Source organism: Streptomyces sp. NPDC107521, from assembly GCF_055598485.1.
This window is the reverse complement of the sequence record NZ_JBVKAT010000040.1, coordinates 1-14,462: the sequence shown is the minus strand read 5'-3', so window position 1 is coordinate 14,462 and position 14,462 is coordinate 1. Positions and strand designations below refer to the sequence as shown.

Below are 14,462 nucleotides of genomic sequence, written 5' to 3'. Positions count from 1 at the left end.
AAACGCCCGGTTACATTCCGAACCCGGAAGCTAAGCTCTACAGCGCCGATGGTACTGCAGGGGGGACCCTGTGGGAGAGTAGGACGCCGCCGAACTCCTTTTGAATAAGCTCCGGCTCCCGGGTCAACAACCCGGGAGCCGGAGCTTTTTTGCGTTGGGGTAGGGTCAGGGGGCATCATCGGCCCTTTCCGTCCAGGAGGCTCCCGCGTGGAGGTCCAGGAGACCCGCGTGCAGACCGACCGGGTCCTCACCATTCCGAACATCCTCAGCATGGCGCGTCTCCTCGGCGTACCCCTCTTCCTGTGGCTGATTCTCCGGCCCGAGTTCGGCGGCCCGAAGAGCGACGGCTGGGCACTCCTGGTGCTCGCCCTGAGCGGTGTCAGTGACTACCTGGACGGCAAACTCGCCCGGCGCTGGAACCAGATCAGCAGCCTCGGCCGGCTCCTCGACCCCGCGGCCGACCGCCTCTACATCCTCTCGACCCTGCTCGGCCTTACCTGGCGCGAGATCCTGCCCCTCTGGCTGACCCTCGTCCTGCTGGCCCGAGAGGCCGTCCTGCTGGTGATGGTCGGCGTGCTCCGGCGCCACGGATACCCGCCGCCGCAGGTGAACTTCCTCGGCAAGGCGGCCACCTTCAATCTCATGTACGCCTTCCCGTTGCTCCTGCTCAGCGACGGGGGCGGATGGATCGCGTCACTCGCCGCCGTTTTCGGCTGGGCGTTCGCCGGATGGGGTACAACCCTGTACTGGTGGGCAGGAGTGCTCTATGTGGTGCAGGTCCGCCGTCTCATCCGCGCGGACACCACGGCCGATCGAACTCGTTGAATGTGAGGCCCCCTGGCGGCCGGATGGCCCGCGCCCTCGATGTGCGGGACAATCAGGACGGGTGAAGTCGGCTGGACCGTCATCTCTTGGAGGAGGACGCTTCCGACATGAAGGCCGTCGTGATGGCCGGAGGCGAGGGCACACGCCTTCGCCCCATGACCTCAAGCATGCCCAAGCCGCTCCTGCCGGTCGTGAACCGGCCGATCATGGAGCACGTCCTGCGGCTGCTCAAGCGGCATGGGCTCAACGAGACCGTGGTCACCGTCCAGTTCCTGGCCTCGCTGGTCAAGAACTACTTCGGTGACGGCGAAGAGCTCGGCATGGAACTCACCTATGCCAATGAGGAGAAGCCACTCGGTACCGCCGGAAGCGTCAAGAACGCCGAAGCGGCCCTGAAGGACGATGCTTTCCTCGTCATCTCCGGCGACGCCCTGACCGATTTCGACCTGACCGACCTCATCACCTTCCACAAGGAGAAGGGCGCACTCGTCACCGTCTGTCTGACGCGTGTGCCCAACCCGCTGGAATTCGGCATCACCATCGTCGACGAAGAGGGAAAGGTCGAACGCTTCCTGGAGAAGCCGACCTGGGGTCAGGTCTTCTCGGACACCGTCAACACCGGCATCTACGTCATGGAGCCCGAGGTCTTCGACTACGTCGACCCCGATGTGCCCGTGGACTGGTCCGGTGACGTCTTCCCGCAACTCATGAAGGAGGGCAAGCCCGTCTACGGCTATGTCGCGGAGGGCTACTGGGAGGACGTGGGCACCCACGAGAGCTATGTGAAGGCCCAGGCCGACGTCCTGGAGGGCAAGGTCGACGTCGACATCGACGGCTTCGAGATCTCCCCCGGCGTCTGGGTCGCCGAGGGGGCCGAGGTGCACCCCGACGCGGTCCTCCGCGGCCCCCTCTACATCGGCGACTACGCCAAGGTCGAGGCCGGCGCGGAGATCCGCGAGCACACCGTCGTGGGCTCCAACGTGGTCGTCAAGAGCGGCGCCTTCCTCCACAAGGCCGTCGTCCACGACAACGTGTACGTCGGACCGCACAGCAACCTCCGCGGCTGCGTCGTCGGCAGGAACACCGACATCATGCGCGCGGCCCGGGTCGAGGACGGCGCGGTCATCGGCGACGAGTGCCTGGTCGGTGAGGAATCGATCATCCAGGGCAATGTGCGCGTCTACCCCTTCAAGACCATCGAGGCCGGCGCCTTCGTCAACACCTCGGTGATCTGGGAGTCGCGGGGCCAGGCGCACCTCTTCGGCGCCCGCGGGGTCTCCGGCATCCTCAACGTGGAGATCACGCCGGAGCTGGCCGTGCGGCTCGCCGGCGCCTACGCGACGACCCTGAAGAAGGGTTCGACCGTCACCACCGCCCGCGACCACTCCCGGGGCGCCCGGGCCCTCAAGCGGGCGGTGATCTCCGCCCTCCAGGCCAGCGCCATCGACGTGCGGGACCTGGAGAACGTGCCGCTGCCCGTGGCGCGGCAGCAGACCGCGCGGGGCAGCGCCGGCGGCATCATGATCCGCACCACGACCGGGGTGCCGGACTCGGTCGACATCATGTTCTTCGACGGGCAGGGCGCCGACCTGTCCCAGGGCAGCCAGCGCAAGCTCGACCGGGTGTTCGCGCGGCAGGACTACCGGCGGGCGTTCCCCGGCGAGATCGGTGACCTCCACTTCCCCGCCAGCGTCTACGACTCGTACACCGGATCGCTGCTGCGCAACGTCGACACCACCGGGATCGCGGAGTCGGGGCTCAAGGTCGTCGTGGACGCCTCCAACGGCAGCGCCGGGCTGGTGCTGCCCAGCCTGCTGGGCAAGCTGGGCGTCGACTCGCTGACCATCAACCCCGGCCTCGACGAGGCCCGGCCGACCGAGACCGCCGAGATGCGGCGCTCGGGGCTGGTGCGCCTCGGCGAGATCGTGGCGTCCTCCCGGGCCGCGTTCGGCGTGCGGTTCGACCCGGTCGGGGAGCGGCTCTCGCTCGTCGACGAGAAGGGGCGGATCATCGAGGACGACCGGGCCCTGCTGGTGATGCTGGACCTGGTCGCCGCCGAACGGCGCAGCGGGCGGGTGGCGCTGCCGGTGACCACCACCAGGATCGCCGAGCAGGTGGCCGCCTACCACGGCACCCAGGTCGAGTGGACCACCACCTCGCCCGACGACCTCACCCGGGTCGGCGGCGAGGAGGGCACCATCTTCGGCGGCGACGGCAAGGGCGGCTTCATCGTCCCCGAGTTCAGCCGCGTCTACGACGGCACGGCCGCCTTCGTCCGGCTCATCGGGCTGGTCGCCCGGACGCAGCTCACCCTGAGCCAGATCGACGCCCGCATCCCCGGGGCCCACGTCCTCAAGCGGGACCTGGCCACGCCCTGGGCCGTCAAGGGACTGGTGATGCGTCGGGTCGTGGAGGCCGCCGGGGACCGGTTCGTGGACACCACCGACGGTGTGCGGGTGGTCGAGGCCGACGGCCGTTGGGTCATGGTCCTGCCGGACCCGGCCGAGGCGGTCACCCACCTGTGGGCCGAGGGGCCCGACGACGCCTCCGCGCGGGCCCTGCTGGACGAGTGGGCGGCGATCGTGGAGAGCGCCGGCCAGTAGGACGGCCCGCTCCCTCCCGCCCCGCCCGCGGCGGGGCGGGAGCCCGGGGCCGGGCCCCGCCCGGGGCACCCGGCCCCGCACCTCCGTCCGGCCCCTGGACCGGCCCGTTCCGGTCCCGCCCGGCCCCGTCCGCCGGTGCCGGCGGGGCGCTTCCGAGCGCCCCGCCCGGTGCGCGGGTGGGGCCATTCGGAGGTAGGGGCGTCGGCGTGCGACGATGTGCGGCATGCCGCAGCAACCCCCCGTTCGGAGCACCCCCACGCGGCCCGTACGCCCCGACGCCTCCATGTCGTTGCTGACCAACGTCATGGACCACAGCCTGGACGACGGATACGCCGAAGCCGCCGCGCGCAAGCGCGCCGAGGGCGCCGGCGGACTCCCCAGGACCCTGCGCGCCAAGCTCGGGCTCGCCACCGGTCTGGTCCTCGCCGCCCTGGTCGTCACCGTCGGCGCGGCACAGGCCCGGGTCTCGGCCCCCGTCATCGCCAAGGAGCGCGAGGAGCTGATCGACCGGGTCGAGGGGGAGACGTCGGCGGCCGACGAGCTGGAGCGGAAGGTCGACGAGCTGCGCGCCGAGGTCGGCGCCCGGCAGCGGGAGGCCCTCGCGAGCAGCGGCCACGACGACGGCTCCGACCTGATGGGCGTCCTTTCCGGTGCCGTGGCCGTGCGGGGCCCCGGGGTGAGGCTGGTCGTCGACGACGCCAAGGACGTCTCCGCGGGCGACGGACGGCCGCGCGGCACCTCCGGGTTCGCCGACACCGGCCGGGTCCGGGACCGGGACATGCAGCGGGTGGTCAACGGGCTCTGGGAGGCGGGCGCCGAGGCCGTCTCCATCAACGGGCGGCGGCTGACCGCGCTGTCCGCGATCAGGGCCGCCGGTGACGCCGTACTGGTCGACAACAAGCCGCTGGTGCCGCCGTACACGGTGCTCGCGCTGGGGGACGGGGAGCGGCTCCGCGACGGCTTCCGGGACAGCGCCGACGGGCTCTACCTGAACGCCCTCCAGGAGAACTACGGCATCCGGACCGCCCTCTCCGCCAAGGACGACCTCCGGCTCCCGGCCGCTCCGAGCGTGATCGTACGTACCGCACAGCCGATAACCGAGAAGGGCACATCGTGATCGCCGTACTGGGCCTCGTCGTGGGAGTCGTGGCCGGACTGCTGGTCCGGCCGGAGGTGCCGGCGGCCGTCGAACCGTATCTGCCGATCGCCGTGGTCGCGGCGCTCGACGCCGTCTTCGGCGGGCTGAGGGCCATGCTCGACGGCATCTTCGACGACAAGGTCTTCGTGGTGTCGTTCCTGTCGAACGTCGTGGTCGCCGCGCTGATCGTGTTCCTGGGCGACAAGCTGGGCGTGGGGGCGCAGCTCTCCACCGGCGTCGTGGTCGTCCTCGGCATCCGGATCTTCTCCAACGCGGCGGCCATCCGCCGGCACGTGTTCCGGGCGTGAGGCCGATGAGCGACCACGACGGAGTGCCCGCGCATCCCCTGCGCAAGGAACTGCCCGCGGAGGTGCCCCCGGCGCCGCCCCCGCCGGACGAGGACGGGAGCGGCGGCGGAGCGGTGCTGACCGGCCGTCAGCGGCTGGTCGCCGGGCTGTGGCCGCCGCGTGTGACCCGGGCCCAACTCATCGTCGCCCTGCTGCTGTTCGGTCTGGGCTTCGGCCTGGCCGTGCAGGTGGCGTCCAACAGCGACAGCGGCAGCGCCCTGCGCGGCGCCCGCCAGGAGGATCTCGTCCGCATCCTCGATGAACTCGACGACCGGACCCAACGTCTAGAAGACGAGAAGCAGGGCCTCGAGAAGCAGCGGGACGAGCTGGCCAACAGCTCCGACCAGGCGGAGGAGGCCCGCAGGCAGACGCTGGAGAAGGAGCGGCAACTCGGCGTCCTGGCGGGCACCGTGGCCGCGAAGGGACCCGGCATCACGATGACGATCGAGGACACGAAGGGCATGGTCGAGGCGGACATGCTGCTCGACGCGATCCAGGAGCTCCGCGCGGCCGGCGCGGAGGCGATCCAGGTCAACGGCGTACGGGTGGTGGCCGGCACCTATCTGACGGACACCGACACGCGCGTGGCCGTCGACGGGAACAAGATCACCCCGCCCTATCGTTTCCAGGTCATCGGCGAGCCGCGGGACCTGGAACCGGCGCTCAACATCCCGGGAGGCGTGGTGCAGACTCTGGAGAAGGAACAGGCCACCGTCACCGTCGAGCGGTCCACCGGCATCGTCGTGGATGCCTTGCGAGCAGCGAAGCGGCCTGACTACGCTCGGTCGTCCTCCCGGTGAACCGGGGGTGCATGGTGATCGTCGGACGAGGGCATGAGGTTGCGGGGGGTCGACGCACCGATTGGGTGGTGCGTGGTGGAAACTGTCCGGTGGATACGGACGTTGTAAGAGTGTCCGGGTCGGCCAGTGCGGTCAGTCAGGGTTCGTCCTGCCCCACGGGCGGGTCTGTTTCGGTCAAGGGGAATCGCCCGTGAAGTTGTTTGCGAAGTTGTTCGGCAAGAGCGCGCGAGAGGGCAGTGACAACGCCACCGCCCGCCATCGCGCACAGCCCGACGCGGAAGGGCCGCGTCCGCTGTTCCGGGACCAGGTCGGCGGCGCCGCCGGTGGTCACGGCGCGTCGTCCGTTGACCCCGCTCAGTCCGGCGGCATAGGTTTCGGTCAGCCGCAGGCCCCCGGCGCGTACGCGCCCGGCGCCCCGGCGGGGCAGCCGCGGCAGGAGGGTGTGCCCATGTCGGCCCTGGTGTGTACGAGGTGCGGTCACCAGAACGCGGAGAACAGCCGCTTCTGCTCCAACTGCGGCGCGCCGCTGCGCCCCGGCGCGATCCCGGAGCGTGCCTCCGAGACGACGTCGACGATCTCCATCTCGGGCCTGGAGGCGTACGACGCCGAGGCCACCGGGCAGACCGCGATGCCGTCGCTGTCCCCCGAGGCGCAGGCCGCCGTGGACGCCCTGCCGCTGGGCTCGGCGCTCCTGGTGGTGCGCCGCGGTCCGAACTCGGGCAGCCGCTTCCTGCTGGACGGGGAGCTGACCACCGCGGGGCGCCATCCGCAGAGCGACATCTTCCTGGACGACGTCACGGTCTCCCGTCGGCACGTGGAGTTCCGGCGCGGTCCGGACGGCTCGTTCACGGTGGCCGACGTCGGCAGCCTGAACGGCACGTACGTCAACCGCGAGCGGATCGACCAGGTCGCCCTGTCCAATGGTGACGAGGTGCAGATCGGCAAGTACCGGCTGGTCTTCCACGCGAGCCGGCGAGGTTACTGACCGGCCCCCGGGCTCCGTCCGGGGACCCCAGGGAAGGGCCATGCGTCAAACACCGAGCGGCGGTGCCGGACACGGCGCCGCCGCCACGGACCGGGGACTGATGAGCATCGGCGCGGTGCTGAACGCGCTGCGCGACGAGTTCCCGGACGTCACGATCTCCAAGATCAGGTTCCTGGAGGCGGAGGGGCTCGTCGAACCGCGGCGGACCCCGGCCGGCTACCGCAAGTTCGACGCGCGCGACGTCGAGCGCCTCGGCCATGTGCTGCGCATGCAGCGGGACCACTACCTGCCGCTGAAGGTCATCCGGGAGCACCTGGACGCCGTGGAGCGCGGGGAGGCGGTGCGGCTGCCCGCGCTGGGGCGGCCGAGGGAGGGCGAGGAGGCGCAGGAGGCCGCAGAGGGGCCCACGGCGGCCCGCATCGGGCGGGCCGAGCTGCTGGCCGCCGCCGGGATCGAGGAGCGGGAACTGGCCGAATGGGAGTCGTACGGGCTCGTCGTCCCACTGGCCGACGGGGTGTACGACGCCGAGGCGGTCACCGTGGCCTCGCTCGTCGTCCAGCTCGGACGGTTCGGGATCGAGCCCCGGCACCTGAGGGTGATGAAGGCCGCCGCGGACCGGGAGGCCGGCCTGGTGGACCAGGTGGTCGCCCCGCTCAAGCGCCACCGCAACCCGCAGACCAGGGCGCTGGCCGAGGCCCGCACCAAGGAGCTGGCCGGCCTGGCCGTGCGGCTGCACGCCGCGCTGGTGCGGAGCGCGCTCGGGGTCCGGCTGCCCTGAGCCGGTCCGCCCGGAACAGGACGGACCAGTGGGCCGTATCGCCCACCCGTTCCCGGTCCGACTACCCAAACGTCCCGGGCACGGCCTAGGGTTGCTGTGTGAACGAGCTCGATGTCGTAGGTGTCCGGGTCGAGATGCCCTCCAACCAACCGATCGTGCTGCTGCGCGAGGTGGGCGGCGACCGCTACCTCCCCATCTGGATCGGGCCGGGGGAGGCGACGGCCATCGCCTTCGCCCAGCAGGGCATGGCACCCGCCCGGCCGCTGACCCACGACCTTTTCAAGGACGTGCTGGAGGCCGTCGGCCAGGAGCTCACCGAGGTGCGCATCACCGACCTGCGCGAGGGGGTCTTCTTCGCCGAGCTGGTCTTCGCCAGCGGGGTCGAGGTCAGCGCGCGGCCGTCCGACGCGATAGCGCTGGCCCTGCGCACCGGTACCCCGATCTACGGCACCGACGAGGTGCTGGACGACGCGGGCATCGCGATTCCGGACGAGCAGGAGGACGAGGTCGAGAAGTTCCGCGAGTTCCTCGACCAGATCTCGCCCGAGGACTTCGGCAGCGGCAACCAGTGACAGCCCCCGCCGGGCCGCATTCGACTAGCTTTTCCCGGTGGTGGGTCACGCGAAACCACTCGAAGGGTGATTATCACTCGGCGTGCCGAGTGTGGCGATCGTTGACGCACCCTTGGTGACTGCCTACCGTCGAGGAGGCAGGTCAAGGACGGAGGTCGGCGTGAGGATCAGCGGCGACGGTACGGCCGGGGACATCACCCCCGGCCGAGGTCTCGGGGTGGGCGGTCCCCACGGGCTCCACCATGGCGCGGCCGACCCCGTTCCGCAGCGGTCCCCGGCCGTGCCGGGCAGCGGAGGGGCGACGGCCATGACGTCCGAGCAGATCGGCTACCGCGGCCCGACGGCCTGCGCGGCGGCGGGCATCACCTATCGACAGCTCGACTACTGGGCCCGTACGGGCCTCGTCGAGCCCAGTGTGCGGCCGGCCCACGGGTCCGGCACCCAGCGCCTGTACAGCTTCCGCGACGTCGTCGTGCTGAAGATCGTCAAGCGGTTCCTGGACACCGGGGTGTCGCTGCAGAACATCCGGACCACCGTCCGGCACCTGCGGGACCGGGGCTTCAGGGACCTGGAGCGGATGACGCTGATGTGCGACGGGGCCACGGTCTACGAGTGCACCTCGCCGGACGAGGTGCACGCCCTGCTCCAGGGCGGCCAGGGCATCTTCGGCATCGCCGTGGGCGTGGTCTGGCGGGACGTCGAGAGCGCGCTGTCCCAGCTGCACGGCGAGCGGGTGGACACCGGGGAGACCCTGGTCGGCCACCACCCGGCGGACGAGCTGGCCCGGCGCCGCAACCGGGCGGTGTGAGCCCGGGAGCGGCCCGGCGTCCGCCCCCGGAGCGGGGGCGCCGACGGTGCCGTTGTCAGTGCCGTGCGGCAGCATCGGAGACGTGAGAACCGCACCCACGATCCTGCACCTCGACATGGACGCCTTCTACGCCTCGGTGGAGCAGGCGTCCAAGCCGAGCCTGCGGGGGAAGGCCGTGGTCGTGGGCGGGCTCGGCCCGCGCGGTGTGGTGGCCACGGCGTCCTACGAGGCCAGGGTCTTCGGTGTGCACTCGGCGATGCCGATGGGCCAGGCCCGGCGGCTCGCGCCGCACGCGGCGTACCTCGTCCCGCGCTTCGCCCTGTACCGCTCGGTCAGCGAGCAGGTGATGCGGCTGCTGAGGCTGCTGTCGCCGCTCGTGGAGCCGCTGAGCCTGGACGAGGCGTTCGTGGACCTGGAGGCCGCCGGGGCGGCCCGGGACGAGGCGTCGGCGCGGCTGGCGGGGGAGAGGCTGCGCCGGGACATCCGGGCGGCCACCGGGCTGACCGGGTCGGTGGGGCTGGCCGCCTCCAAGATGCTCGCCAAGATCGCCTCCGAGGAGGCGAAACCCGACGGGCTGGTGCTGGTCCGTCCCGGCACCGAGCGGGTCCTGCTGGAGCCGATGCCCGTGCGCACCCTGCCCGGCGTGGGCCCGGCCACCGGCGACCATCTGCGCCGGGCGGGCATCGCCACGGTCGGGGAGCTGGCCGAGGCGGGCGAGGACGAGCTGGTCCGGCTGCTGGGCAGGGCCCACGGACACGCGCTGTACGCCATGGCGCTGGCGCGCGACGAGCGGCCGGTGGTGGCCGAGCGGGAGACCAAGTCGGTGTCCGTCGAGGACACCTACGACGTGGACATCCACGACCGGGTGCGGGTCGGCACGGAGGTGCGGCGGCTGGCCGAGCGGTGCGTGCGCAGGCTGCGCGGGTCCGGGCTGTCCGGGCGGACCATCGTGCTCAAGGTGCGGCGCTACGACTTCTCCACGCTGACCCGGTCCGAGACGCTGCGCGGGCCGACGGACGATCCGGCGGTGGTGCGGGAGGCGGCGGCCCGGCTGCTGGACTCCGTGGACACCACCGGAGGGGTGCGGCTGCTCGGCGTGGGGGTCACCGGGCTCGCCGACTACACGCAGGAGGACCTGTTCGCCCAGGCCGCGGGGGAGCGCGCGGCGGACGCCGAGGAGGAGGCGGACGAGGGGCCCGCCGAGGAGCGGCCGGAGGCCCCCGCCGAGCGCCGCTGGCCGTCGGGGCACGATGTGCGCCATGCGGAGCACGGGCACGGGTGGGTGCAGGGCAGCGGCGTCGGGAGGGTCACCGTGCGCTTCGAGACGCCGTACTCGCCGCCCGGCCGGGTGCGGACCTTCGCCGTGGACGACCCCGGCCTGGCACCGGCCGAGCCGCTGCCGCTGGTCGAGGCGGTTCCGCCGGCCGGGCCGGAGTCCCCGGAGTCCCCGGAGGGGGCGGCGTCCGGCGGGGCCGGGGGCGGCCCGGACGAGGGGGAGGCGCGGAACGACGGGGGGACGACGCCGCCCGGCGGCGGGGGCTCACCACCACCGGACGGCCGGGGTGGCGCGCCGGCGCCCGGTGGCGGGAGGAGCGCGCCGGACGGCGGAGCCGGGGGAGAGACCGCCGGGGCGGCCGGAGACCGGCGGAGCGGTGCCCCGGGGGGCGGGAACGCGGGCAGCGGTGTCCCGGAGCGCGGCGACGAGGGAGGCGGTGTCCGGGGGCGCGGGGACGGGGGAGGCGGAGGTCAGGGCTCCTCGTTGCCCCGGCCCGCCAGCTTCCCGAAGTCGCGGTCCGGCGGCGGGGGGCCGGCGGCCACGTCGAGGCCGTAGTGGTGGTAGAGCTGGAGCTCCTGCTCCGGCGAGAGGTGGCGGCCGACGCCGAAGTCCGGGGCCTCCTTGATCAGGGCCCGGTCGAAGGGCACCCGCAGGGTGCCGTCCACCAGCTCGCTGGGTTCCAGGGGCACGAAGGCGTCCCGGCTGAACAGGCCGGTGCGGATGGCCGCCCACTCGGGCAGACCGGTGGCGTCGTCGAGATAGACCTCGTCGACGGTGCCGATCCGGGTCCCGCCGCGGTCGAACGCCTTGCGGCCGATCAGACTGCGCGGATCTATGTCGGTACGCACGGGCCCTCCAGTGGGTCGCACCGGGGTCGCGGACCGTCCGGTGAAACATCCTTTCGGTCATACGAAAGTGCACTTTGGCCCGGTCGGCCACTCGGCGGCCGTCCGGGCACTCGAAGGAATGTTCGACTTTCTCGCTGGTAAGCTGGCAGGTGGCCGCTGACCCCGTGCGGGAGAGTCCTCCAGACACCACCGGAGGCGCCGAAGGAGCAACTCCTCCCCGGAATCTCTCAGGCCCACGTACCGCACGGACGAGGTCACTCTGGAAAGCAGGGCGGGTGTCGACGGCGTCCGCCCTCACCGACGGTGAAAGCCGGTGACCGTCCCCGGACGGCCCGGTGAAGCTCTCAGGTTGAGATGACAGAGGGGGAGGCCGTCCGGGCACCCGAGCCGTGGTGCCCCCGCAGGTCGCGTCAGACCAGGAGGCCTCCGCAATGACCGCCCACCGCATTCCGCTCGCCCGGCTCGAACAGGCCGCGCCGTTCGAGCAGCGCCACATCGGCCCCGACCACGAGGCCCGGGCCAAGATGCTCGCGCAGGTCGGCTACGGCTCGCTGGACGACCTCACGGCCGCCGCCGTGCCGGACGTCATCAAGAACGCCGAGGCGCTGGACCTGCCGGAGGCCCGCTCCGAGGCCGAGGTGCTGGCCGAGCTGCGCTCCCTGGCCGAGCGCAACCAGGTCCTCGACTCCATGATCGGCCTCGGCTACTACGGCACCTTCACCCCGCCGGTCATCCTGCGCAACGTCATGGAGAACCCGGCCTGGTACACCGCCTACACGCCGTACCAGCCGGAGATCTCCCAGGGCCGTCTGGAGGCCCTGCTCAACTTCCAGACGATGGTCGCCGACCTCACCGGCCTGCCCACCTCCGGCGCCTCGCTGCTCGACGAGGGCACCGCCGCCGCCGAGGCGATGGCCCTCTCCCGGCGCATGGGCAGGAACAAGAAGGGCCTGTTCCTCGTCGACGCGGACGCCCTGCCGCAGACCGTCGCCGTCATCCGCACCCGCGCCGAACCCACCGGTGTCGAGGTCGTCGTCGCCGACCTCAGCGACGGCATCCCCGCCGAGGTCGCCGAGCGGGAGATCAACGGCGTCCTGCTCCAGTACCCGGGCGCCTCCGGTGCCGTCCGCGACCTCCGGCCCGTGATCGACCGGGCCCACGAACTCGGCGCCCTCGTCACCGTCGCCGCCGACCTGCTCGCCCTCACCCTGCTGACCCCGCCCGGCGAGCTGGGCGCCGACATCGCCGTCGGCACCACGCAGCGCTTCGGCGTCCCGATGGGCTTCGGCGGCCCGCACGCCGGCTACATGGCCGTCCACGAGAAGTTCGCCCGCAGCCTCCCCGGCCGGCTCGTCGGGGTCTCCGTCGACGCCGACGGCGACCGCGCCTACCGCCTCGCCCTGCAGACCCGCGAGCAGCACATCCGCCGCGAGAAGGCCACCAGCAACATCTGCACCGCGCAGGTCCTGCTCGCCGTCATGGCCGGCATGTACGCCGTCTACCACGGGCCCGAGGGGCTGCGCTCCATCGCCCGGCGCACCCACCGCTACGCGGCCCTCACCGCCGCCGGGCTCGCCGCGGGCGGCGTGGAGATCGTCCACGGCGCCTACTTCGACACGGTCACCGCGCGGGTGCCGGGCCGGGCCGCCGAGATCGTGAACGCCGCCCGCGAGAACGGCCTCAACCTGCGGCAGGCCGACGCCGACCACGTCTCCTTCGCCTGCGACGAGACCACCACGCGCGCCCAGGTCGGCGGCGTGTGGAACGCCTTCGGCGTCGAGGCGGACATCGAGGAGCTGGACGCGTCCGCCGCGGACGCGCTCCCCGGAGAGCTGCTGCGCTCCGACGACTTCCTCACCCACCCCGTCTTCCACCAGCACCGCTCCGAGACCGCGATGCTGCGCTACCTGCGCCGCCTCGCGGACCGGGACTACGCCCTGGACCGCGGCATGATCCCGCTGGGCTCGTGCACCATGAAGCTCAACGCGACCACCGAGATGGAGCCGGTCACCTGGCCCGAGTTCGGCGCGCTGCACCCCTTCGCCCCCGCCGAGCAGGCGCAGGGCTATCTGACGCTCATCCGCGAGCTGGAGGAGCGGCTCGCGGAGGTCACCGGGTACGACACGGTCTCGCTCCAGCCCAACGCCGGCTCGCAGGGCGAGTTCGCCGGTCTGCTCGCCGTGCGCGGCTACCACCGCGCCAACGGCGACGAGGGGCGCACCGTCTGCCTGATCCCCTCCTCCGCGCACGGCACCAACGCGGCCAGCGCCGTGATGGCCGGCATGAAGGTCGTCGTGGTCCGGACCGCCGAGGACGGCGAGGTCGACGTCGAGGACCTGCGGGCCAAGATCGAGAAGCACCGCGACGAACTGGCCGTGCTGATGATCACCTACCCGTCCACCCACGGCGTCTTCGAGGAGCACGTCGCCGACATCTGCGCCCGGGTCCACGACGCGGGCGGCCAGGTCTACGTGGACGGCGCCAACCTCAACGCCCTGGTCGGCCTCGCCAAGCCGGGCCACTTCGGCGGCGACGTCTCCCACCTGAACCTGCACAAGACGTTCTGCATCCCGCACGGCGGCGGCGGCCCCGGCGTCGGCCCGGTGGCCGTGCGCTCGCACCTGGCGCCGTACCTGCCCAACCACCCGCTCCAGCCCGCGGCCGGTCCGGCGACGGGCGTGGGCCCGGTCTCGGCGGCCCCGTGGGGCTCGGCGGGCATCCTGCCCATCTCCTGGTCGTACGTCCGGCTGATGGGCGGCGAGGGGCTCAAGCGGGCCACCCAGGTGGCCGTGCTGTCCGCCAACTACATCGCCAAGCGGCTGGAGCCGCACTTCCCGGTCCTCTACACCGGGCCGGGCGGGCTGGTCGCCCACGAGTGCATCATCGACCTGCGCGAGCTGACCCGGACGACCGGGGTGAGCGTCGACGACGTCGCCAAGCGGCTCATCGACTACGGCTTCCACGCGCCGACGATGTCCTTCCCGGTGCCCGGCACGCTGATGATCGAGCCGACCGAGTCCGAGGACCTGGCCGAGCTGGACCGCTTCTGCGACGCCATGATCGCCATCCGGGCGGAGATCGAGAAGGTCGGCTCCGGCGCCTGGCCGGCCGAGGACAACCCGCTGCGCGCGGCTCCGCACACCGCCGCCGCCCTCGGCGGCGACTGGGACCACGCCTACTCGCGCGAGGAGGCCGTCTTCCCGGCCGGGGTGACGGCCGCGGACAAGTACTGGCCGCCGGTGCGCCGCGTCGACCAGGCCTACGGCGACCGCAACCTCGTCTGCTCCTGCCCGCCGCTGGAGGCGTACGAGGACTGACGGAGCGGGCGGGCACCGCTGCCGCCGTACGGGCGGGACGGTGCCGTCCGCCACGGGGTGAGGGCCCCGGGGGGTTTGTTTGGGAAGGGGGGGGATCCCCCGGTTGGGGTGTCGGGGGGGGGACCGGGGTTTAGGGGGGGGGGAACAGAACCATGTCAAGGGGGA

The 14,462-nt window shown here is 72.3% G+C and carries 11 protein-coding genes, 1 rRNA gene, 1 pseudogene and 1 riboswitch; of the genes and pseudogenes, 12 read left to right on the top strand and 1 reads right to left on the bottom strand.

The window, feature by feature from the left end:
- The 11 genes and pseudogenes from rrf to ACZ7LB_RS31560 form a co-directional block, all read left to right on the top strand.
- Nucleotides 1-95: ribosomal RNA gene (rrf, locus tag ACZ7LB_RS31610) — 5S ribosomal RNA — on the top strand; the annotation flags it as partial.
- 112 nt (nt 96-207) lie between these two features.
- Nucleotides 208-825: a CDP-alcohol phosphatidyltransferase family protein gene (locus tag ACZ7LB_RS31605; protein ID WP_471473091.1), complete on the top strand. Its 618-nt coding sequence runs from the start codon at nt 208-210 to the stop codon at nt 823-825.
- A gap of 107 nt (nt 826-932) precedes the next feature.
- A complete protein-coding gene (locus tag ACZ7LB_RS31600; RefSeq protein ID WP_471473093.1) occupies nt 933-3,428 on the top strand; it encodes a sugar phosphate nucleotidyltransferase in 2,496 nt (831 codons plus the stop codon).
- 223 nt (nt 3,429-3,651) lie between these two features.
- Nucleotides 3,652-4,545: a DUF881 domain-containing protein gene (locus ACZ7LB_RS31595; protein ID WP_471473089.1), complete on the top strand. Its 894-nt coding sequence runs from the start codon at nt 3,652-3,654 to the stop codon at nt 4,543-4,545.
- On the top strand, nt 4,542-4,874 hold the full coding sequence (locus tag ACZ7LB_RS31590) for a small basic family protein (protein ID WP_003977440.1): 333 nt from the start codon (nt 4,542-4,544) through the stop codon (nt 4,872-4,874). Before ACZ7LB_RS31595 ends, ACZ7LB_RS31590 begins: the two co-directional genes overlap by 4 nt.
- 5 nt (nt 4,875-4,879) lie before the next feature.
- Entirely contained in the window at nt 4,880-5,713 is an 834-nt protein-coding gene (locus ACZ7LB_RS31585; protein WP_471473087.1) for a DUF881 domain-containing protein, read from the top strand.
- A 61-nt stretch (nt 5,714-5,774) separates the two neighbouring features.
- Nucleotides 5,775-6,698, top strand: a complete 924-nt coding sequence (locus ACZ7LB_RS31580) for an FHA domain-containing protein (protein ID WP_471473085.1) — start codon at nt 5,775-5,777, stop codon at nt 6,696-6,698.
- A 40-nt stretch (nt 6,699-6,738) separates the two neighbouring features.
- Nucleotides 6,739-7,476: a transcriptional regulator FtsR gene (ftsR, locus tag ACZ7LB_RS31575; RefSeq protein WP_471473084.1), complete on the top strand. Its 738-nt coding sequence runs from the start codon at nt 6,739-6,741 to the stop codon at nt 7,474-7,476.
- Between the two features lie 98 nt (nt 7,477-7,574).
- Nucleotides 7,575-8,048, top strand: a complete 474-nt coding sequence (locus tag ACZ7LB_RS31570; protein WP_161226678.1) for a bifunctional nuclease family protein — start codon at nt 7,575-7,577, stop codon at nt 8,046-8,048.
- A gap of 160 nt (nt 8,049-8,208) precedes the next feature.
- Nucleotides 8,209-8,856 carry a MerR family transcriptional regulator gene (locus tag ACZ7LB_RS31565; RefSeq protein WP_471473082.1) on the top strand — a complete coding sequence of 216 codons (648 nt, stop codon included), beginning with the start codon at nt 8,209-8,211 and terminating at the stop codon, nt 8,854-8,856.
- An 82-nt stretch (nt 8,857-8,938) separates the two neighbouring features.
- A pseudogene (locus ACZ7LB_RS31560) lies at nt 8,939-10,333 on the top strand (DNA polymerase IV); the annotation flags it as partial.
- A gap of 269 nt (nt 10,334-10,602) precedes the next feature.
- Here the strand turns inward: ACZ7LB_RS31560 and ACZ7LB_RS31555 are convergent.
- Nucleotides 10,603-10,980, bottom strand: coding sequence for a PRC-barrel domain-containing protein (locus ACZ7LB_RS31555; RefSeq protein WP_471473080.1), 378 nt, complete (start codon nt 10,978-10,980; stop codon nt 10,603-10,605).
- 157 nt (nt 10,981-11,137) lie between these two features.
- Nucleotides 11,138-11,233, top strand: a riboswitch (glycine riboswitch).
- 178 nt (nt 11,234-11,411) lie between these two features.
- On the opposite strand from ACZ7LB_RS31555, the gene gcvP reads away from it, so the two are divergent.
- Nucleotides 11,412-14,297, top strand: a complete 2,886-nt coding sequence (gene gcvP, locus ACZ7LB_RS31550) for an aminomethyl-transferring glycine dehydrogenase (protein WP_471473078.1) — start codon at nt 11,412-11,414, stop codon at nt 14,295-14,297.
- Nucleotides 14,298-14,462: the final 165 nt, after the last annotated feature.

Coding starts and splice junctions, on each gene's coding strand:
- ACZ7LB_RS31600 (WP_471473093.1), top strand. CDS start 933: ATGAAGGCCGTCGTGATGGCCGGAGGCGAGGGCACACGCCTTCGCCCC.
- ACZ7LB_RS31595 (WP_471473089.1), top strand. CDS start 3,652: ATGCCGCAGCAACCCCCCGTTCGGAGCACCCCCACGCGGCCCGTACGC.
- ACZ7LB_RS31585 (WP_471473087.1), top strand. CDS start 4,880: ATGAGCGACCACGACGGAGTGCCCGCGCATCCCCTGCGCAAGGAACTG.
- ftsR (WP_471473084.1), top strand. CDS start 6,739: ATGCGTCAAACACCGAGCGGCGGTGCCGGACACGGCGCCGCCGCCACG.
- gcvP (WP_471473078.1), top strand. CDS start 11,412: ATGACCGCCCACCGCATTCCGCTCGCCCGGCTCGAACAGGCCGCGCCG.